Consider the following 17,544-nt stretch of genomic DNA (forward strand, 5'->3'; position numbering starts at 1 on the left):
GTTACACCCACCTATGGCGCACCCCGGAAGATCACGGTCTGCCTCGCCCTCGCGAGCCTCACCAGTCTGGACGGATGACCACTCTTGAACCAGCCCGCGCGTCACAGGATGCCCGGCAACGCACGGCCGCACCGAAGCTGATCCTGGCGACCACGTTCATGGGCATCTTTCTGCTCAACCTCAACACCATGGCGATGAACGTGGCGCTGCCCGGGATCGGGCGGACCTTCGGCGGCAGCACGGCAGGACTGCAATGGATCGTGGACGCCTACACGCTGATGTTCGCCGCACTCCTGCTTTCCGCGGGCACGCTCTCCGACCGCATCGGGGCGAGCCGCGCGTTCGGCGCCGGCGTCGCGGTCTTCACGGTCGCCTCGGCGGCCTGCGGACTGGCGCCGGGGCTGGGCGAGCTGATCGCCGCCCGCCTGATCCAGGGGAGCGCGGCGGCGATCATGCTGCCCTCCTCGCTGGCCCTCGTCCGGCAGGCCTTCCCGGACGCGGCCGAACGGACACGGGCCATCGCGCTGTGGACCGTTGGCGGAGCCGTCGCGGTTGCCGCCGGCCCGGTGGCCGGCGGGGTGCTGTCCAGCACTCTGAGCTGGCGGGCGATCTTCGTCGTCAACCTGCCCGTCGGCATCGCCACCCTCGCGGTGTTGACCCGCGCGGAGCGCTCGCCGCGCCGTGCCGCGCCGCTCGATCCGTACGGCCAGCTCACGGCGATCGTCGCGCTCGCGGCGCTCACCTTCGCGGTGATCGACGGAGGGGAGAACGGCTTCGGCGAGCCCGTGGTGCTGGGCTGCCTGGGGCTCGCCGCAGTGGCGACGGCCATGTTCATCATGATCGAGGCACGTACCGCCGCGCCGTTGGTCCCGCTCGACCTCTTCCGTTCGCGCACGGTGACGGTTTCGGTCGCGATCGGCTTCGTCGGCAATGCCGCGTTCTACGGGCTGGTGTTCGTGCTGAGCCTGTTCTTTCAGGACGTTCTGAACCTGTCCGTCATGGCCGCGGGGCTGATGTTCCTACCGATGATGGCCGTGATCGCCGGAGCCAACCTGGCCTCGGCCAGGGCTGCGGCACGCTTTGGGCCGCGGATGCCGATCGCCATGGGACAAGCGATCTTCGCGCTGGCGGTGTTCGGCCTGCTCTGGATCGACGAGGGCACCAGCAGACCAGTGATCGCGGCGATGCTCATCCCGGTCGGCCTCGGCCTAGGCTTCTTCGTACCTTCCCTGACCGCCATCCTGCTGAACGACATCGCCGCAGATCGGGCCGGAATGGCCGCCGGGATCCTGAATTCCTTCCGGCAGACGGGCGGCGCGCTCGCCGTGGCCGTCTTCGGAGCCTTGGTCGCGGACCGGGGTGAGTTCATTGTGGGTCTGCGGGTCGCCTTGTGCGTCGCGGCTGTGATGCTGACAGCCACCACGGCCGCGGCCCTCATGCTGCCGCGCGGCCGTGGCTGACGGGACGGTGACGACGCTGATCGGCCACGGCCGGACCACCATCTCGATCGTCGGATTCCTCTGGTTCGTCATCTCCGCGTTCCTACTCAAGGGCCTTGCCGCGGACACCGCCCGCCAGGGCGCCTTGCTCCAGGAGATGTTCGACATCGCTCTGTTCCACATGCCGTGGCGCGCCACCGTTGCAGGCGATCCCGTCCCCGAACCCGACGTCCGCCGTCTCGCACGCAAGCTCCCCAGAGGAGGCTCGATGGACAAGCGAATCACCAACGGCTGGTACGACCCCACCCACGGGGTCCATCACCCCTGCGACGTGCTCATCGCCCAGGAGCAGAACCTCGCCTGGGACGCTCGGCTCCGCCGCCGCTACAGCCACCTCATCGCCGCTACCGGCATGGTATCGGCCACCGTTGGCCTCGTCGCCGGTCTGGTGATCGCTGACGCCACTCTGGGCGACATTCTTCTCAGCTTCTTCGTCCCGTCCCTGGCGGCCTACCAGATCACGTACGAGATCTGGTCCGGCCAACGCAAGGTGGCCGACGAACGCGACCGGCTCACCAAGGTTGTCGACGCCGAGCTACGCCATGGTTGCGCGGGCCTCGTCCCCGACGAGGAATGGCACCGCCTGCGGAACGTCGCACGGGATGTGCAGGACGGCGTACTCCGCACCCGCCTGGACACCACCCGAGTACCTGAGTGGTTCTACAAACGCTTCCGCGAAGATGACGAACGCGACTTTGGCGACACGGCAGAAGGCCACCGCGTCCGCCTCCCCCGAAACGCGCCCCCACCCACATAGATCTCTGAGGCAGGGCAACGCGCGACGTTCGCACTGACCGTGTCCCTTGGAGCTCGATCACTGGCACCGAGCATGCGTCGGCCCCGGTCCTCTTAGCCGCTCCTGCCTGACGTCGAAGCACATCATCACGACACTCACGCTCCGTGAGGGTCCACAATCATGATCCGCCAACTATCCCTCTCAAGATCCGCCAATAAGCATTCTCGACGTGCTTCCGACCTCCACGGTTCAATTCATGATCCGCCAACCAAAGTCCTCGGTCACACTCGACCACAGCACATACCGCGCACCCCGCCGACCGACGGGAGCCGGGTGCACACCCGGGCGTCCCCCGGCACAACGATCCGATCCCCACCCCCACACCGGCGCAACCTCCTCCATCCGGACATCAGATGATCGGACCCGAAAGAAAAGCATGGGTCCGTCGGATGAATTGCGATCAAACCCTGGCATCCGCCTCACCCGGCACCACCGGCTTGGAAGCATCCCCGCATGCGTCTCCCCCGGGCCCCGCACACGGCTCTCCTCATCTGCGTCGCCGCGGCGACGCTCGCCGCCTGCTCCGGCTCCGGCTCCGAAGACCACCCATCGGGCTCGGCGGGGTCCGCCCGTACCGGCGGCGCGGCTCCCTCGGCCGCGGCGGACGGCCGGCGGTCCGTCGTGACCTTCGCCGGGTCGTCGCCCCTGGGGTCCGAGGCGCTGCGCCACAACGTTGACCGGATGCGGGCGCGCGCCGAAGCGCTGAAACTCACTGATGTACGGGTGGAGGCACGCGAGGGCACGATCACCGTCACCGGGCCGACGGCCGACGAGAAGCGTCTGACGGAGCTGGGCGCGTCCGGCCGGCTCGGCTTCCGGCCCGTCCTGGCGGCAGAGGCGGCGCTCAGTCCCTCGCTCACGCCGCAGCCGTCCCCCAGCCCCGACCCGGCGCGAGGACGCGCTGTCACCGAGGGCCTGCGCCCGCGTGCCACCGGGTCGGCGTCCGCCAGTGCCGCGCCCGCTCCGGACGAGGGGAGCGCGGACGACGCGGCGCTCCAGGCGCGCTTCGCGGCGCTGGACTGCTCGAAAGGGCAGAAGCCGACGGCGGAGACGGACGACAGCGCGCGGGAATCCGTCGTCGCCTGCGGAGACGGCGGCGGCGCCGGCTCCGCGCCCGCCAAATACGTGCTCGGTCCGACGGCCGTGGACGGGGCGCACGTCGCCTCGGCCGAGGCGGCCTACGACAAGGGGATCGGGATCTGGACCGTGCGTCTGGACTTCGACTCCGTCGGCACCCGGCAGTTCGCGGCCGTGACCGCGGACCTGTCCGCGCAGCAGGCGCCGCAGAACCAGTTCGCCATCGTGCTGGACGGTGCCGTGATCTCCGCCCCGTCCGTCAACCAGAGCCTCACCGGCGGCCAGGCGGAGATCTCCGGCGGCTTCACCCGGAAGTCGGCCGAGCAGCTCGCGGTCACCCTCGACTCGGGGGCGCTCCCGAATCCCCTGACCGTCACCGGGGTTACCCGGCTTCCCCACCCCTAGGCCGTGACGTGCGACGGGAGCCATCGCCCGTGACGTGCGACGGACCGGTTTCCGAAGACCCCTGGAGGACCGACCCTTGTCATCGTCGTCCGCTCACTGGAGCGCATACGAGATCTTCGCCGTCCTGTCGGGAATCATCCTGATCGGAGCGGCCTTCGTGCCCGGTATGTCGGTCAAGGACCGCGCCTGGGCGGTCCTGGGCGGGATCTTCTTCGTCTGTTACGGGTGGTACGTCGCCCACCAGACCACGGGCACGTTCACTTTCCCCGTCGTCATCTTCCTCATCCCGCCGGGCGCGGTGATCTACCTGCTCGTCAAGGCGTACGGCCACACGAGCCCGAGTGCCCCGCCCGGCACCACCGACCCCGACGGCCGCCGTTCCCCGGGAACCGACGGCTGAGCTCCGGGAGGGGCCCGGTCGGCGCCCCTCCCGGCGTGCGGCTCGGGTCAGGAACGCTTGGCGGCCTGCTCCGCGTTCTTCTCCTTGATGCGCGCCGCTTCCTTGCGGACCTCCGCCTGGGTGACGCGCTCACGACGCAGCCACCCGGGGTCCTCGGTCTTCAGCGCCTCGATCTGCTCGGTGGTGAGTGCCTCGCTGACGCCGCCGCGGGCGAGGCCCGCGATGGAGACACCGAGCTTGGCCGCGACGACCGGCCGCGGGTGCGGGCCGTTGCGGCGCAGCTCCTGGAGCCACTCCGGCGGATCGGTCTGCAACGCGTTCAGCTCGGCACGGGAGACGACACCCTCCTGGAACTCGGCGGGGGTGGCCTCGAGGTACACACCCAGCTTCTTGGCCGCGGTGGCGGGCTTCATCGTCTGGGCGGTCTGGTGCGAACTCATGGGTCAAGGGTATCGAGCGCGCGAGCTCCCGCCGACCATCGCCGGTACGGCGGCCGCGGCCACGCCGGGTAATCTGACGTGGTGACCGGTTCCGAAGCATCCCCCTCGTTCAGGCTCGCCTACGTTCCGGGGGTGACGCCCTCGAAGTGGGTGCGGATCTGGAACGAGCGACTGCCCGGCGTACCGCTGACCCTCGTCCCGGTGTCCGCCGCCGAGGTGTACGACATCCTGCGGAGCGGCGAGGCGGACGCGGGCTTCGTCCGGCTGCCGGTCGACCGGGCCGACCTCAGCGCGATCCCCCTCTACACCGAGACGACCGTCGTCGTGGTCCCGAAGGATCACATCGTGGCGGCGGTCGAGCACGTCTCCGGTGAGGACCTCGCCGACGACATCGTGCTGCACCCCCTCGACGACCCGCTGGAGTGGGAGCGTCTGCCGGGGAAGCCCGCGCTGGAGCGGCCCGCCGGTACGGAGGACGCCGTCGAGCTCGTCGCGGCGGGCATCGGGGTCGTGGTGGTTCCGCAGTCCCTCGCCCGCCTCCACCACCGCAAGGACCTCACCTACCGGACGGTCACCGACGCACCCGAGTCACGCGTCGCGCTGGCCTGGCCCGAGGACCGGACCACCGACCTGGTGGAGGATCTCATCGGCATCGTGCGCGGCCGGACGGTCAACAGCACGCGAGGGCGCTCCCAGGCCCCGGCCGCGGCGCAGCAGAAGGCCTCGGGCACGGCCGGGTCCACGCCCCGGAAGTCGGACTCGGGCGGTGCGCGGCGCAAGCCCGCGGCGGGCAAGGCGGGCGGCAAGGCGACGGGCAAGAACCCCCGGAGCAGCGGTTCCGGCGGCCCGAAGGGCGGCGCGAAGGGCGGCGCGAAGGGCGGCAAGCCCCGCCGCCGCTCCTGACCCGGCACCGCTGATCCGGCACCGCTGACCCGGCACCGGCCGGGTCGAGGCGGGCGCCCGGTCCAGGGCGGCGTTCGCGCAGCTCGGGCGCACCTCTCGCTCCCTGATCACGGCTCACCTCGAACCGGCCCACGAAGCGCACCCTCCGACAGCGCTTGACCTGGAGCACGCTCCAGGTTCTACGGTTTTCTCATGACCGCCGGACAGCCCCTCCCGCGTGCCGCGGAACCGACGCTCACGATCGCCCAGGTCGTCGAGCGCACCGGCCTCTCGCACGACACGCTGCGGTACTACGAGAAGGCCGGCCTGATCGAACGGGTCGGCCGGACCACCGGGAACCAGCGGCGCTACGTCGCGGCGGACCTGACCTGGCTGGAGTTCCTGATCAGGCTCCGCGAGACGGGCATGTCCATCGCGGACATGCAGCGGTTCGCGGAGCTGCGCTCCCGGGGCGACGTCACGGTCCCCGACCGGCTGGCGATGCTCCGCGAACACCGCGCCGGGCTCGAGGACCGGATGCGCGCACTGCGCCGGAACGCCACCGCCCTCGACGGCAAGATCGACCACTACGAACGGCTGCTCGACCAGCCGGGATCGGACGGACCGACATGAGCGACGCCCTACGGAACAGTGAGTCCACCACCCGCGAGGAGCGTTTCGAGCACGGCCTGAAGATCCTTGAGGGCGTGGACGGCGAGGCCGGCCGGCGGGTGGTCGCCGCGCTCGGCGACATCAACCCGGAGCTGGGACACCAGATCGTCGCCTGGGCCTTCGGTGACATCTACGACCGGCCCGGACTCGCCCCGCGCGACCGCCAGTTGGTGACCCTCGGCATGCTCACCGCGCTCGGCGGCTGCGAGACCCAGCTGGAGGTGCACGTCAACGCGGCGCTGAACGTGGGACTCTCCTCGCAGCAGATCGTCGAGGCGCTGCTGCACTCCGCCGTCTACTGCGGCATCCCGAAGGCGATGAACGCGACCCTGGTCGCGAAGAAGGTGTTCGGCGAGCGTGGACTGCTGCCGGTCGGCCAGCGGCCCACGGCCGGCTCCGACGCTGCCTGATCCGACCGGGGCGGCCTCCGTGCACCTCGAGCGGCAGGATAGAAGGTGCGGGAGCGCGTCGATGGGTCGCGCACCGCCGGACGGGACGGAGAGCGGGACGGTATGGGCGAGCTCTGGCCGGTGCGGGACGTGCTGATGTACCTGGCCGGGAACTGGCGGGTGGAGCGCACCGTACGGGACCTGGCGAGCGACGCGGAGGGGCGCTTCACCGGCACGACCGAATTCGGACCGCTCGAGGGCGCGGGGCTGCTGCACCACGAGTCGGGCACGTTCGTGTGGCAGGGCGTCCCACGGACCGCCGAGCGGACACTGCGCTTCCTGCCAGGACCGGGCCCCGGGACCGCGCTCGTACGGTTCTCCGACGGCCGCCCGTTCCACGACCTGGACCTGACGAGCGGGCGGTATGTCGCCGACCATCCGTGCGCGGCCGACCTCTACCGGGGCGAGTTCACCGTCCGGGACGAGCACCACTGGCGGACCGTCTGGCGCGTGCGGGGGCCCGCGAAGGATCTGGTGCTCACCACCGGCTACGCGCGCGTGGGCTGAGTGAACATCCCGTCGAAGCGCAGATTCCAGCGGCCCGCCCGGCCCGTCACGGTGATCGCGGACAGGGGGCGGACATCGATGTTCCAGTACGTCGACGGCGGCGCCTTCAGGGCGTAGACCAGCGCGGCCCGGACCACCGACGGCTCGGCCACCGCGACGATGGTGCCGCCCTCGTCCGCGGGCCGGGTGTCGAGCCAGCCGCCGACGCGGGCGATGAAGGACAGCAGACATTCGCCACCGTGCGGTGTGGAGCGCGGGTCGGCCAGCCAGGCGTCCACGGCCTCGGGCTCGCGGGCCATGGCCTCACCCAGGGTGAAGCCGCGCCAGCGGCCCATGTCGCAGTCGCGCAGGGCGAGCTGGACCAGGGGGGCGTAGCCGAGGGCGTCACCGGTGGCCCGGCTGCGGGGCGTCGGCGAGCAGTAGCGCAGCTCGGCCGCCGCCAGCGGCACCAGGCCGGCGGCGGCGCGCTGCACTTCTTCCCAGCCCGCCTGGTCCAGCGGCCGGTCGTCCTCGAAGCGCTCCGCGAGCAGCGAGGAGCTGCGCGCGGCTGCGACGAACGTGACCCGATGCATGCGCAGATCGTGGAGCGCGGGACTCCGCAGGTCAAGGGGGGTTACGCAGGGTATCCAAAAGTTTCACCAGCGCTTGGGCTCCGGCCGGCGCTCCGGCTGCGCGGGCTCGCGGGACCCGGCCCCTTCGCCCGGGCGCTCCCGGACGGACGGCGCCGACACGGCGAGCGCGACCCGCGGGACACGGCGCGACCGGATAGATCCGAGGTCAGGACTACGCCCGTCGCGGGGTGAGGACGGAGGCCGGAGTTCCGGGTGCCGCGAGGCGAGAACCGACGTCGGGGCTCCGTCCACGCCAGGGTGAGGATCGTGGTCGGGGCTCCGCTCGGGACTCGCCCGTCTCGGGTTCGGCTCCGGGCGGGTCAGCGTCGCACCTCGTCGTACGCCGCCGTCAGCCTCCGTACCCCCTCCGTGATCTCCTCCGTCCCGGCCACCGCGGCGAAGCTCAACCGGAGCTGGGCGGCCGGGGGTTCGGCGCTGAAGTAGGGGCGGCCGGGAGTGACGGCCACCCCCGCGCGCAGGGCGGCGGCGACGAGCGCGGACTCGTCGGTGCCGTCCGGCAGCCGGACCCACAGGTGGTAGCCGCCGAACGGGATGTGGGGCAGGGCGAGTTCGGGCAGCCGCAGCCGCAGTGCGGCGGTCATGGTGTCGCGCCGGGCCTTCAACTCGGCGGAAACCGTGCGCAGATGGCGCGGCCAGGCCGGGGAACCGACGAGTTCCAGCGCGGCCTCCTGGAGCGGACGCGGCACGAAGAAGGTGTCGACGACCTGGATGGCACGCAGTCGTTCGAGCACCGGACCGCGCGCGGCCAGTGCGCTCACCCGGAAGCTCGGTGAGGTCGCCTTGGTCAGGGAACCGACGTGCACCACGACCCCGTCCGGGTCCTCGGCGGCCAGGGGGCGCGGGAGCGGACCCGCGTCCTCGTGCACGAGGCGGCGTACGAAATCGTCCTCGACGACGAAGGCTCCGGCGTCGCGCGCGATGCGCAGCACCTCGCCCCGCCGCTCGGGTGCGAGCACGGCACCGGTCGGATTCTGGAACAGCGGCTGGCAGACGAAGACCCGGGCGCCGGTCGCCCGGAAGGCGTCCGCGAGGAGCGCGGGCTTCACCCCGTCGGGATCCACCGGGACCGGAACGGGACGAAGACCCGCGGCCCGGGCGATGGCCAGCATTCCCGGATAGGTGGGTGACTCGACCAGGACGGGGGCGCCGGGCGGCGCGAGCGCGCGCAGAGCGGTGGTCAGGGCGGACTGGCCGCCTGCCGTGACCAGCACCTCGGCGGCGCCGATCGCACCGCCGATTCCCCGCGCGAACCACTCGCGCAGCTCCGGCAGGCCTTCCATGGGCGGCCGGGACCACGCGCCGGGGCGGCGGCCCGCCCGGGAGAGGGCCGCGCCCATAGCCCGTTCCGGCTGGAGCGAGGGGTGCAGATAGCCGCCGTTGAACTCGACGACACCGGGCGGTGGCGCGGCGAGCGAGGCGAGGACACCGGACGCGTCCACGGTCCGCGGGACGAGTTCGGTCGCGGCGTCCGCGCTGAGCGCGACCTCCTGCCAGGACGTGTCCCCGGTGGACGTGATGGCGGCCCGGGGCTGCGCCCGGAAGGCGCCGGCACCGGGCCGGGTGACCACGAGCCCCTCGGCGGCGAGCTGCGCCAGCGCCCGGGACACGGTCACCGGGCTCACACGGAACCGCTCGACGAGCGCCCGGCTCGACGGCAGCTTTCCCCCAGGAGAGTAGCGGTTCAGCTCCTGTCGCAGCTGATCCGCCAGATCACCCACACTGCTACGCTCTTGCATGAGAGCAGAGAGTAGCGCTATCGACGGGACCGGGATAGCGGTCAGCACCGACACAGGCCTCACGTCCGCCGCGCACGCGGGGACCGACCGGGCCACGGACGATGCGCGCGCCCTGAGCGGCGGGACTCCGGCCGGCTCACTCCACCGGACCCCCGGATCCGCGGCCGGCACCGGGCACGGGAACCCCTCGCCGGCGGACCGCCGTTCCGGCACCCTCCAGGCGGCCCTCGGCGTCACCGGCTTCTCCCTCACCTTCCCCGCCACCGCCTGGGGCCTGGAGGGCTTCGGCCCCTGGTCCCTGGTGGCCGTGCGCTGCGTTCTCGCCGCGGTCGTCGCGGGCGGCTGCCTCCTCGCACTGCGGGTCCCCGTACCGGCCCGGCGGCATCTGGCCGGGCTCGCCGTCGTCGCCGCGGGGGTCGTCTTCGGCTTCCCCCTGCTGACGACACTCGCTCTTCAGACATCGACCACCGCCCACGCCGCCGTGGTCGTCGGGCTGCTGCCGCTGACGACGGCGCTGTTCTCGGCGCTGCGCACCGGCGCACGGCCGTCGCGGATGTTCTGGCTGGCGGCCTGCGCGGGTGCGGCCGCCGTGATCGCGTTCACCGTGCAGCAGAGCGGTGGCGCGCTGACCGGCGCGGACGCCTATCTGTTCGGGGCGCTGCTGATCTGCGCGGCGGGCTACACCGAGGGCGGCCGGCTCGCCCGTGTGATGCCGGGCTGGCAGGTCATCGGCTGGGCACTGGTCCTGTGTCTGCCGCTCAGCGTGCCGGGCGCGCTGGTGGCACTGTCGTACGAGCCGGTGCACTTGACGGCGCACAGCGTGACCGGGCTGCTGTGGGTCGCGGTCGGTTCGCAGTTCCTCGGTCTCGTCGTCTGGTACCGGGGGATGGCGTCGATCGGGATCCCGAAGGCGAGCCAGTTGCAGCTGGCCCAGCCGCTGCTCACACTGGTGTGGTCGGTACTGCTCCTGGGCGAGCAGCTCACACCGGCGGCACCCCTGACGGCGGCCGCCGTGCTCGTCTGCATCGCCCTCACCCAGCGGGCGCGGGGCTGACCCGCGTGCACGGGCCGGGCCAACCTGGGCCGTCGGCCGTAGACTTGAGGCCACGAACCGTTACTCCCGCACAGGACGAGGAGACCGTTCAGATGCACGCAACCAAAGGCGACCAAATGGTGCAGCACGGCAGGGTTGTCGGGCAGCACGACAAGGTCGCGGAGATCACCGAGGTCATGGGAGCGGAAGGCGCTCCCCCCTACCGCGTGCGGTTCGAGGACGGTCACGAGGCCGTGTGCTCGCCGGGCCCGGACACCGAGATCCGTCACAAGGACATGCCGCAGTAGGACGACCGGGACGACCGCCGGGAGGCGGGCGCTCCGTCAGCGCGGGGGCTTCGCCGACTGCTGCTGGTAGTGGTCGGCGACGACCCGTGCCATCGCACCGACGCGGTCGGCGCCGACCTCCGCGGCCGAGAAGAAGACATGGCCTCGCACCTCCGCGTGACCGCGGGCGAACGTGAGGTGCCGGGAGAGTTCGGCGGGGTCCTGCCAGGCCGCGGGCTGCCCCGGGGCGCCCGCCTTGTACAGCGCCTCCCCCACGTACAGCTGTACGCCCGTCCCCCGCGCGACCTTGGCCCACCAGGGCAGCAGCTTGGCGTAGTCGGCGGCGGCGAAGCCGATGTTCCAGTAGAGCTGAGGACAGATGTAGTCGATCCAGTGCTCTCTGACCCACTTCCTGGTGTCGGCGTACAGATCGTCGTACGTCTCGACACCGGCCCGGGTCGGTGAGCCGAGCGGGTCGCTCGACGCGTTGCGCCAGACCCCGAAGGGGCTGATCCCGAAGCGGACACCGGGGCGGACCTTCTTGATGCCCGCCGCCATCTCCAGCACCAGCCGGTCGATGTTGTGGCGCCGCCAGGCCGCCCGGTCCGCGAAGCCCGCGCCGTGTTCGGCGTACGCCGCGTCGTCGTCGAAGACCTCGCCCGCCACCGGGTACGGGTAGAAGTAGTCGTCCCAGTGCACGCCGTCGACCGGGTAGCGGCGCACCGCGTCGAGCATCGCGGTCCGGACGAACGTCCGGACCGGGGGCAGCCCGGGGTTGTAGTAGAGCTTCCCGCCGTACCGCACGACCCAGCCCGGGTGGAGGCGGGCGGGGTGCGAGGGGGCGAGCCTGCCGGGGTCCGGCTGTCCCGAGACGCGGTACGGGTTGAACCAGGCGTGCAGTTCCAGGCCGCGCGCGTGGGCCTCCCGCACCGCGGTGCTCAGCGGGTCCCAGCCGGGGTCCTTGCCCTGGACACCGGTCAGGTACTGGGACCACGGCTCGTACGGCGAGGGCCACAACGCGTCGGCGGCGGGGCGTACCTGGAAGATCACCGTGTTCAGGCGCAGGCGTACCGCCGTGTCGAGATGGGCCAGGAGCTCGGCGCGCTGGCGCGCCGCGCTCAGGCCGGTGCGGGAGGGCCAGTCGCGGTGCGAGGCGGTGGCGAGCCACATGCCCCGCACGGCACCCGGGGCTCTCGGCCGGTGCGGCGCGGCCGGGCCCCGGGCCGCCGCGGCGTCCCCCGCCGTGCCGAGTCCCGACAGCGTCGCGAGCGCGGCCGCCGCGAACGCCCGGCGTGGCAGTCGCCTCATCTCCCTACCCCCTACGCAGCGCATCCGACCGGTCACGGATCGTCTCGATGTCCAGGATGCCCCACCCCGACGATCGATCATCGATACTTGGGGGTAACGTGCACGTTCGGAGCAGGCGCCGAACAACGGAGGACCTGCCAGGCCGTGCGGATCAGCGAAGGGGACGATGTGACCGACATCGAACGCGTCGGAGTGGTGGGCTGCGGCCAGATGGGAGCGGGCATTGCCGAGGTGTGCGCCCGCGCCGGCCTTGACGTCAAGGTCGCCGAGACCACCGGCGAAGCCCTGGAGATCGGCCGGACCCGGCTGTTCAACTCCCTCTCCAAGGCGGCCGGGCGCGGAAAGATCTCCGAGGACGAGCTCAAGGCCACCCAGGACCGGCTGAGCTTCACCACGGACCTCGGCGAGTTCGCCGACCGCGACCTCGTGATCGAGGCCGTCGTCGAGAACGAGCAGGTCAAGACCGAGATCTTCCAGGTACTCGATCAGGTGGTGACCAGGCCGGACGCGATCCTCGCCTCCAACACCTCCTCGATCCCGCTGGTGAAGCTGGCCGTCGCGACCTCGCGTCCCGACCAGGTCATCGGCATCCACTTCTTCAACCCGGCCCCGGTGCAGCAGCTCGTGGAGCTGATCCCGGCGCTGACCACGTCCGAGGGCACCATCGGCCGCGCCCAGCTGTTCGCCGAGAAGGCGCTCGGCAAGCACGCGATCCGCGCCCAGGACCGCTCGGGCTTCGTCGTCAACGCCCTGCTGATCCCCTATCTCCTGTCCGCGATCCGGATGTTCGAGTCGGGCATCGCGAGCCGCGAGGACATCGACAACGGCATGGAGATGGGCTGCGCCCACCCCATGGGCCCGCTCAAGCTGTCCGACCTGATCGGTCTCGACACGGTGGCGTCGGTCGCGTACTCGATGTACGAGGAGTACAAGGAGCCGCTGTACGCCGCTCCCCCGCTGCTCCAGCGCATGGTGGACGCGGGACGCCTCGGCCGGAAGTCCGGCTCGGGGTTCTACACCTACGGCCAGTGACAGCGGAGCGCTGACCACGTTCCGTAGAGCTGGGGCGGGCGCGGGCCCGGCACCCTTCGGGGTGCCGGGCCCGCGCCGTTCACACGCCGTGTGCGCGCCGGGCCCGCATATGCCCGGCGCACACGCTCCCCACGCGTCCACCAGGCGAGTTGACTTTCCATGCGCACACAAGGGATGTGCCGACCACGGAAAGGAGCGGACCCGTGACCGCCGACCCCGAGCATCCCCCGGCACCCAGGGAACTCGCGGAGTTACGCCGGTCTCTCGAAGTGGGGTTGACCCGCATCGAGGGAGGACTGGCACTGCTCACTCAGCGCGACGACCAGACCGCCAAGGATCTCGACGATCTCAGTACGCGGATCGTCGCGCTCGAACACACCCGCTGGCCACTGCCCACCGTCGCCGTCGTCGCGGCCGTGGGCGCGCTGGCCGTGGCGGTCTGGCAGGCTCTGGGCCACTAGGTCCCAGGACGCCGAGGGGGCACCGATCAGGGCAACGCGTCCTGCCCGAGCCTGAGATGGTGCAGAAGGAGCAGTGCGGCAGCCATGTTGGCGGCCGGGACCTCACCGCGGGCGACCATGTCGGGAACGAGCTTGAGGGGAACCCATTCCCGACGGTCGGACTCGAAGTCGTCCACGGGGTGTCCGATGTACGCGCCGTCGTCGGCCCAGTAGATGTGATGCCGGGCGTCGGTGAGCCCGTTGGAGGGCTCGACACTCATCAGATGCCGCAGGGGTCCCGGCCGCCACCCGGTCTCCTCCTCCAGTTCACGGGCCGCCGCGACGGCGATGTCCTCGCCGTCCTCCACGACGCCCGCCGCGAGCTCCCATCCCCAGCTGTCGGTGATGAAGCGGTGCCGCCACAGGAGCAGTACCTCGTTGGCCTCGTTCACCACGGTGGCCACGGCGACGGGCCGCAGCCGTATCAGGAAGTGATCGAGGTGCCGCCCGTCCGGCAGCTCCACATCCGCGAGATTGACGCTGAACCAGCGGTTTTCATACACAGTTTGTTCGTTCTGTTTCGTCCACTGCACGGTTCTGCCACCTTCCGCCGAGTAGATGGCAATATCGCAGCAGCAGCGTCCCGACAGCAGGCTCGCAGCGGTCGGGGCACGGCGCAGTGGCGGTGAACACGATGGGCCCAAGCGGTGGCCGGCGTTCCGGTGGGGGGTCGTGAAGTGGCTTTCCGGGGTGTTCTCTACAGCGGTACGCGCAGTGCGCCGTCGATGAGTTCCGCGGCCTCGGTCGTGCCCGCACAGCCGCTGCGCACCAGGTGCTCGCGTACCGCGCGAAGTCTGTCACGCAGCCGCTGGGACTCCATCCCCCGTGCCTGTTCCGCCATTTGCACGGCGGTCTCCACCGCCTTCTCGGCGTTGCCCTGGCGCAACTCGATCTGGCTGAGCATGGCCAGCCGGTGCACGCGCCCCCGGTCGTGCGCCGGGGTGTCGACGGCGGCCGCGGCGTGCTCCGCGGCGGCCACCAGGTCACCGAGACTGAGCAGCGCCTCCGCCACCTGTACGTTGACCAGCCCCGGCTGGACATAGCCGGTCTCGTCCGGCTCGTAACCGCGCCGGATGCGCTCGGCGGCCTGCTCGGCACGCCGTATGCAGGACAGTGCGCTGCTGCCGTCGCCGAGGTGTGCGTACGCCTTGGCCTGCATCGCGTACAGGTCGGAGGCGAGCGCCGGCGTGATGTGGCGCCCCGCGGCGCGCAGCGCGGCCTCGGCGAAAGCGACCGCCTGCCGGTACTCACGCATGAACAGCGCCTGGTTGACGAGCAGAGCTATGACGTAGGCGCCAAGTCCCCTGTCCCCACTGGCCTTCGCCAGACGCAGCGCCTGGTGGAAGTAGCGCTGGGCGAGTCCGTGCGCGTCGGAGTCGTAGGCACAGATGCCCGCGATGGCCACCAACCCACCCGTGGCGCGGTGGAGTTGGCGGCCGGTGGCATCGGTGTAGCTGCCGCGCAGCAGGGGCGCGGTCTCGGCGTTGAGAAAGCCGACGATCCGGGCGCGGGTCGCTATGCCGCCGGCCTTGCGGTACATCTGCTCGTAGTGGGCACGGGCCGCGCGCAGCATCTCGATGTCGGCCATGCTGACGCGGTGGCGGCCGCCGCGGGAGACGTCCACGTCCTCGGGTGGGTTCTCCCACTCCCACACCGGCATCACCGCGGGCGTTCCGGTGACGGCCGGGGCGCCGAGGAGGTGCGGGCGCTGCTGTTCGTCGGAGCGCCACAGGGCGGTGGCGCGCTCGACGAAACCGGAGAGCGACCCGGCGTGTGGGGTGGACGGTTCGCCGGGGACCCCGAGGCCGATGTCGTCGAGCGTGACGGGCCGGTGGAGCCGTCCCGCGAGCACCTCGCAGATCAGGTCGGGCACCTGGCCGCGCGGCCGCTGGCCCTTCAGCCACCGTGCCACGGCGGTGTGTTCGTAGCGGAGTGCGAGACCGCGCGCCCGCCCGGCCTGGTTGACGTGGGCGGCGAGTCCCGCGTGCGAGATGCCGGCCTCGTCGAGGATCGCGTCGAGCAAAGTGTTGGGCTGCATGGCGGGCCCCCCGAGTGGCTCGTTGCCGACGGCGCCGATCGCGCCCGAGGGCGCCGGACCGCACCAGACCGTGCCCGTCACAGTAGTGCGTCCCCTTTCACACGGGGTGTGAAGGGAATGCCCGTATCCGCGCTGTACGCGCGCTGTCGCAGAGAGTTTCGGACCGGTTGACTGAAATGCCTCGCAAGAGGCCGGCCGGGCCGCCGGCTCCCCCTCGTACAGTGCGGCGGCCCGTCTCGCGCCGTCCGCCCAGCTGCCTGCCCGACACTCCGTGGCGGGGCGGACGGCCGATGCCGGATCGGCCGGGGCGACCGCGGGACTCCGGTCGTCCGGGCGGGTCCCGTGGCCGGTCGCGTCCGGGGCGGCGGAACCGCATGCCGCCGCCCCTAGACGCGGCCGTTCGGAGCGCGCCGCGGACGCGGGGTCCGGCACGCACGTCCGCGACCCGCATCCGGACAACAGCCCCTAGCGCGGCACATGATGGGACACGCGGCTCTGTTTCAGGGGAACGCGTCGACGGTCGTTGCGCAGCACCAGGAGGGCCACGTCGTCGGCGGGCCGGCCGCCGGTGTGGCGCAGCACTCCGGCGAAGACCGTGCGCAGCACGGCCTGCGGCACGACGGGCCGGTCACGGACGGCCTCCGCGAGCGCCGGGAGCAGCGGAAAGAACCGCCCCTGGGTGTCCCGGGCATCCTCGACACCGTCCGTGTGCAGGAAGAGTCCGTCGCCGGGCAGGAGTCGTCCGCAGGGCTCGGCCACGAGGGCGGCCGGGAGCGGGAACGGCCCGAGCGGGGGCAGTGGTTCGGCTCGGACGAGTGGGAGGACACGGCCCCTGCCGAGCAGATAGGGCCAGGGATGGCCGCAGTTGAGGGCGTGTACCTCGCCGTCGCGGCGGATCTCCAGCAGCAGGACGGTGACGAACTCCTCGGCGGCCGCACTGTCGGGGTCGAACCCGGTCGAGGCGTGATCGGCCCGGTCCCCCTGGCGCAGGTGCCGGGCCAGCGCCCGCTCGAGTCTTCTGAGAACGCCGCCGAGTTCGGGTTCGTCGTGCGCGGCCTCGCGGAAGCTGCCCAGGACGGCGGCGACGGTTCCGATGGCGCCGAGTCCGTGCCCACGGACATCGCCCATCACGACCCGCACTCCGTGTTCGGTGGCGATCGCCTCGTACAGATCGCCACCGACGCCCGCGCCCCGGTCCGCGGAGAGCTGGGCCGCGGCGATGTTCAGCCCGTCGATGGACGGCGGCAGCGGGCGGAGCAGGGCGTCCTGCGCGGCCCCCGCGACCTTGCGGACCTGCCGCAGCTCACGCAGCAGCGCCCCTCTGACGTGGAGTATCAGACCGGCACCGACCACGAAGAAGACGGCGCTGGTGACGATGCGGGCCCCGATGCCGTTCTGCTGCGCGAGCGGACAGGCCATCTTGTACGAGATCGCCAGCGCGCCCCAGACCGCGGGCAGCCCGAGGCTCAGCGCCCGGCGCAGTGGCGGCCGGTCGGCGGAGCGGCGGACCCGATGGCCTAGGTCGCCGCGTCGGTCGGGTCCGCAGTCCCCACGACCGACCCCGATCCGGGGCCTGCCGCCGCGCACCGCACGGGCGAATCCGGCTCTCAGCCGGCCACCCCGGTGCCGACGCCCGGGCACCGCCCCGGCCGGGTCCCGCGAATGCGTCCGGAGCGTCGCCCTGCGGGGAGCCCCGGCCTTGATACGGATCATGCCGATTGGCCCCCCAATAGGCACTGACTGCACTGACAGCGCGGACGGCCTCGGAGAGACCGGTCCGATTCTGTCGACCGCCCGGCCCGGCCGGGCGGGATCGCCCGGCCATGTCACCCGAATGAGTGAGGTGTCTTC

General features: G+C 71.7%; 19 protein-coding genes. 12 read left to right on the forward strand and 7 right to left on the reverse strand.

The genetic code is table 11. The annotated features are described in order from the left end of the window. The first annotated feature begins 74 nt into the window (after positions 1-74). The 4 genes from ACWD68_RS09850 (at position 75) to ACWD68_RS09865 (ending at position 4,177) form a co-directional block, all read left to right on the forward strand. Positions 75-1,460, forward strand: a complete 1,386-nt coding sequence (locus ACWD68_RS09850; protein WP_451805943.1) for an MFS transporter — start codon at positions 75-77, stop codon at positions 1,458-1,460. 7 nt (positions 1,461-1,467) lie between these two features. After that, the gene (locus ACWD68_RS09855) at positions 1,468-2,256 is read left to right on the forward strand and encodes an S-4TM family putative pore-forming effector (RefSeq protein WP_451805944.1); all 789 of its coding nucleotides are present in this window, start codon (positions 1,468-1,470) and stop codon (positions 2,254-2,256) included. Between the two features lie 492 nt (positions 2,257-2,748). Beyond that, positions 2,749-3,777 (forward strand): SecDF P1 head subdomain-containing protein, encoded by a 1,029-nt coding sequence (locus ACWD68_RS09860; RefSeq protein ID WP_451805945.1) that lies wholly within the window; start codon positions 2,749-2,751, stop codon positions 3,775-3,777. Between the two features lie 76 nt (positions 3,778-3,853). After that, positions 3,854-4,177 carry a hypothetical protein gene (locus ACWD68_RS09865; protein WP_451805946.1) on the forward strand — a complete coding sequence of 108 codons (324 nt, stop codon included), beginning with the start codon at positions 3,854-3,856 and terminating at the stop codon, positions 4,175-4,177. A gap of 47 nt (positions 4,178-4,224) precedes the next feature. Here the strand turns inward: ACWD68_RS09865 and ACWD68_RS09870 are convergent, their stop codons facing one another. Then, positions 4,225-4,617, reverse strand: coding sequence for a DUF5997 family protein (locus tag ACWD68_RS09870; RefSeq protein ID WP_451805947.1), 393 nt, complete (start codon positions 4,615-4,617; stop codon positions 4,225-4,227). Between the two features lie 81 nt (positions 4,618-4,698). On the opposite strand from ACWD68_RS09870, the gene ACWD68_RS09875 reads away from it, so the two are divergent. From ACWD68_RS09875 to ACWD68_RS09890, 4 genes are all read left to right on the forward strand, one after another. Beyond that, a complete protein-coding gene (locus tag ACWD68_RS09875) occupies positions 4,699-5,520 on the forward strand; it encodes a LysR family transcriptional regulator substrate-binding protein (protein WP_451805948.1) in 822 nt (273 codons plus the stop codon). Between the two features lie 192 nt (positions 5,521-5,712). Further along, positions 5,713-6,132 (forward strand): MerR family transcriptional regulator, encoded by a 420-nt coding sequence (locus ACWD68_RS09880; protein ID WP_451805949.1) that lies wholly within the window; start codon positions 5,713-5,715, stop codon positions 6,130-6,132. After that, on the forward strand, positions 6,129-6,581 hold the full coding sequence (locus tag ACWD68_RS09885; protein WP_451805950.1) for a carboxymuconolactone decarboxylase family protein: 453 nt from the start codon (positions 6,129-6,131) through the stop codon (positions 6,579-6,581). Before ACWD68_RS09880 ends, ACWD68_RS09885 begins: the two co-directional genes overlap by 4 nt. A gap of 102 nt (positions 6,582-6,683) precedes the next feature. Continuing rightward, positions 6,684-7,127 carry a DUF6314 family protein gene (locus ACWD68_RS09890; protein WP_451805951.1) on the forward strand — a complete coding sequence of 148 codons (444 nt, stop codon included), beginning with the start codon at positions 6,684-6,686 and terminating at the stop codon, positions 7,125-7,127. Here ACWD68_RS09890 and ACWD68_RS09895 read toward each other — a convergent pair. Together ACWD68_RS09895 and ACWD68_RS09900 are read right to left on the reverse strand one after the other, a co-directional pair. Next, positions 7,109-7,699 carry a histidine phosphatase family protein gene (locus tag ACWD68_RS09895; protein WP_451805952.1) on the reverse strand — a complete coding sequence of 197 codons (591 nt, stop codon included), beginning with the start codon at positions 7,697-7,699 and terminating at the stop codon, positions 7,109-7,111. The genes ACWD68_RS09890 and ACWD68_RS09895 overlap by 19 nt on opposite strands. A gap of 359 nt (positions 7,700-8,058) precedes the next feature. Beyond that, positions 8,059-9,495 carry an aminotransferase-like domain-containing protein gene (locus ACWD68_RS09900; RefSeq protein ID WP_451805953.1) on the reverse strand — a complete coding sequence of 479 codons (1,437 nt, stop codon included), beginning with the start codon at positions 9,493-9,495 and terminating at the stop codon, positions 8,059-8,061. Here ACWD68_RS09900 and ACWD68_RS09905 point away from each other — a divergent pair. Both ACWD68_RS09905 and ACWD68_RS09910 read left to right on the forward strand, forming a co-directional pair. Then, positions 9,494-10,549, forward strand: a complete 1,056-nt coding sequence (locus ACWD68_RS09905; RefSeq protein ID WP_451805954.1) for a DMT family transporter — start codon at positions 9,494-9,496, stop codon at positions 10,547-10,549. The two genes, ACWD68_RS09900 and ACWD68_RS09905, sit on opposite strands and share 2 nt — an antisense overlap. Before the next feature lie 92 nt (positions 10,550-10,641). Then, positions 10,642-10,836 (forward strand): DUF1918 domain-containing protein, encoded by a 195-nt coding sequence (locus ACWD68_RS09910; RefSeq protein WP_451805955.1) that lies wholly within the window; start codon positions 10,642-10,644, stop codon positions 10,834-10,836. A gap of 36 nt (positions 10,837-10,872) precedes the next feature. Here ACWD68_RS09910 and ACWD68_RS09915 read toward each other — a convergent pair whose 3' ends face one another. Then, on the reverse strand, positions 10,873-12,123 hold the full coding sequence (locus ACWD68_RS09915) for a glycoside hydrolase family 10 protein (RefSeq protein WP_451805956.1): 1,251 nt from the start codon (positions 12,121-12,123) through the stop codon (positions 10,873-10,875). Between the two features lie 168 nt (positions 12,124-12,291). On the opposite strand from ACWD68_RS09915, the gene ACWD68_RS09920 reads away from it, so the two are divergent. Then, on the forward strand, positions 12,292-13,155 hold the full coding sequence (locus tag ACWD68_RS09920; protein ID WP_451805957.1) for a 3-hydroxybutyryl-CoA dehydrogenase: 864 nt from the start codon (positions 12,292-12,294) through the stop codon (positions 13,153-13,155). Between the two features lie 203 nt (positions 13,156-13,358). Continuing rightward, positions 13,359-13,616, forward strand: coding sequence for a hypothetical protein (locus ACWD68_RS09925; RefSeq protein WP_451805958.1), 258 nt, complete (start codon positions 13,359-13,361; stop codon positions 13,614-13,616). A gap of 26 nt (positions 13,617-13,642) precedes the next feature. Here ACWD68_RS09925 and ACWD68_RS09930 read toward each other — a convergent pair whose 3' ends face one another. The 3 genes from ACWD68_RS09930 to ACWD68_RS09940 form a co-directional block, all read right to left on the reverse strand. Continuing rightward, entirely contained in the window at positions 13,643-14,188 is a 546-nt protein-coding gene (locus tag ACWD68_RS09930; RefSeq protein WP_451805959.1) for an NUDIX hydrolase, read from the reverse strand. A 164-nt stretch (positions 14,189-14,352) separates the two neighbouring features. After that, the gene (locus tag ACWD68_RS09935) at positions 14,353-15,693 is read right to left on the reverse strand and encodes a transcriptional regulator (RefSeq protein ID WP_451805960.1); all 1,341 of its coding nucleotides are present in this window, start codon (positions 15,691-15,693) and stop codon (positions 14,353-14,355) included. Positions 15,694-16,158: 465 nt separating this feature from the next. Continuing rightward, positions 16,159-17,406 (reverse strand): PP2C family protein-serine/threonine phosphatase, encoded by a 1,248-nt coding sequence (locus ACWD68_RS09940; protein WP_451805961.1) that lies wholly within the window; start codon positions 17,404-17,406, stop codon positions 16,159-16,161. Positions 17,407-17,544: the final 138 nt, after the last annotated feature.

This window comes from Streptomyces sp. NPDC005141 (assembly GCF_053599975.1).

What these genes read in the sequence shown, in the direction of transcription:
- ACWD68_RS09860 (WP_451805945.1), top strand. Translation starts at nt 2,749, where the DNA reads ATGCGTCTCCCCCGGGCCCCGCACACGGCTCTCCTCATCTGCGTCGCC.
- ACWD68_RS09940 (WP_451805961.1), bottom strand. Translation starts at nt 17,406, where the DNA reads ATGATCCGTATCAAGGCCGGGGCTCCCCGCAGGGCGACGCTCCGGACG.
- ACWD68_RS09880 (WP_451805949.1), top strand. Translation starts at nt 5,713, where the DNA reads ATGACCGCCGGACAGCCCCTCCCGCGTGCCGCGGAACCGACGCTCACG.
- ACWD68_RS09935 (WP_451805960.1), bottom strand. Translation starts at nt 15,693, where the DNA reads ATGCAGCCCAACACTTTGCTCGACGCGATCCTCGACGAGGCCGGCATC.
- ACWD68_RS09905 (WP_451805954.1), top strand. Translation starts at nt 9,494, where the DNA reads ATGAGAGCAGAGAGTAGCGCTATCGACGGGACCGGGATAGCGGTCAGC.
- ACWD68_RS09890 (WP_451805951.1), top strand. Translation starts at nt 6,684, where the DNA reads ATGGGCGAGCTCTGGCCGGTGCGGGACGTGCTGATGTACCTGGCCGGG.
- ACWD68_RS09850 (WP_451805943.1), top strand. Translation starts at nt 75, where the DNA reads ATGACCACTCTTGAACCAGCCCGCGCGTCACAGGATGCCCGGCAACGC.
- ACWD68_RS09900 (WP_451805953.1), bottom strand. Translation starts at nt 9,495, where the DNA reads ATGCAAGAGCGTAGCAGTGTGGGTGATCTGGCGGATCAGCTGCGACAG.
- ACWD68_RS09915 (WP_451805956.1), bottom strand. Translation starts at nt 12,123, where the DNA reads ATGAGGCGACTGCCACGCCGGGCGTTCGCGGCGGCCGCGCTCGCGACG.
- ACWD68_RS09910 (WP_451805955.1), top strand. Translation starts at nt 10,642, where the DNA reads ATGCACGCAACCAAAGGCGACCAAATGGTGCAGCACGGCAGGGTTGTC.
- ACWD68_RS09885 (WP_451805950.1), top strand. Translation starts at nt 6,129, where the DNA reads ATGAGCGACGCCCTACGGAACAGTGAGTCCACCACCCGCGAGGAGCGT.
- ACWD68_RS09895 (WP_451805952.1), bottom strand. Translation starts at nt 7,699, where the DNA reads ATGCATCGGGTCACGTTCGTCGCAGCCGCGCGCAGCTCCTCGCTGCTC.
- ACWD68_RS09870 (WP_451805947.1), bottom strand. Translation starts at nt 4,617, where the DNA reads ATGAGTTCGCACCAGACCGCCCAGACGATGAAGCCCGCCACCGCGGCC.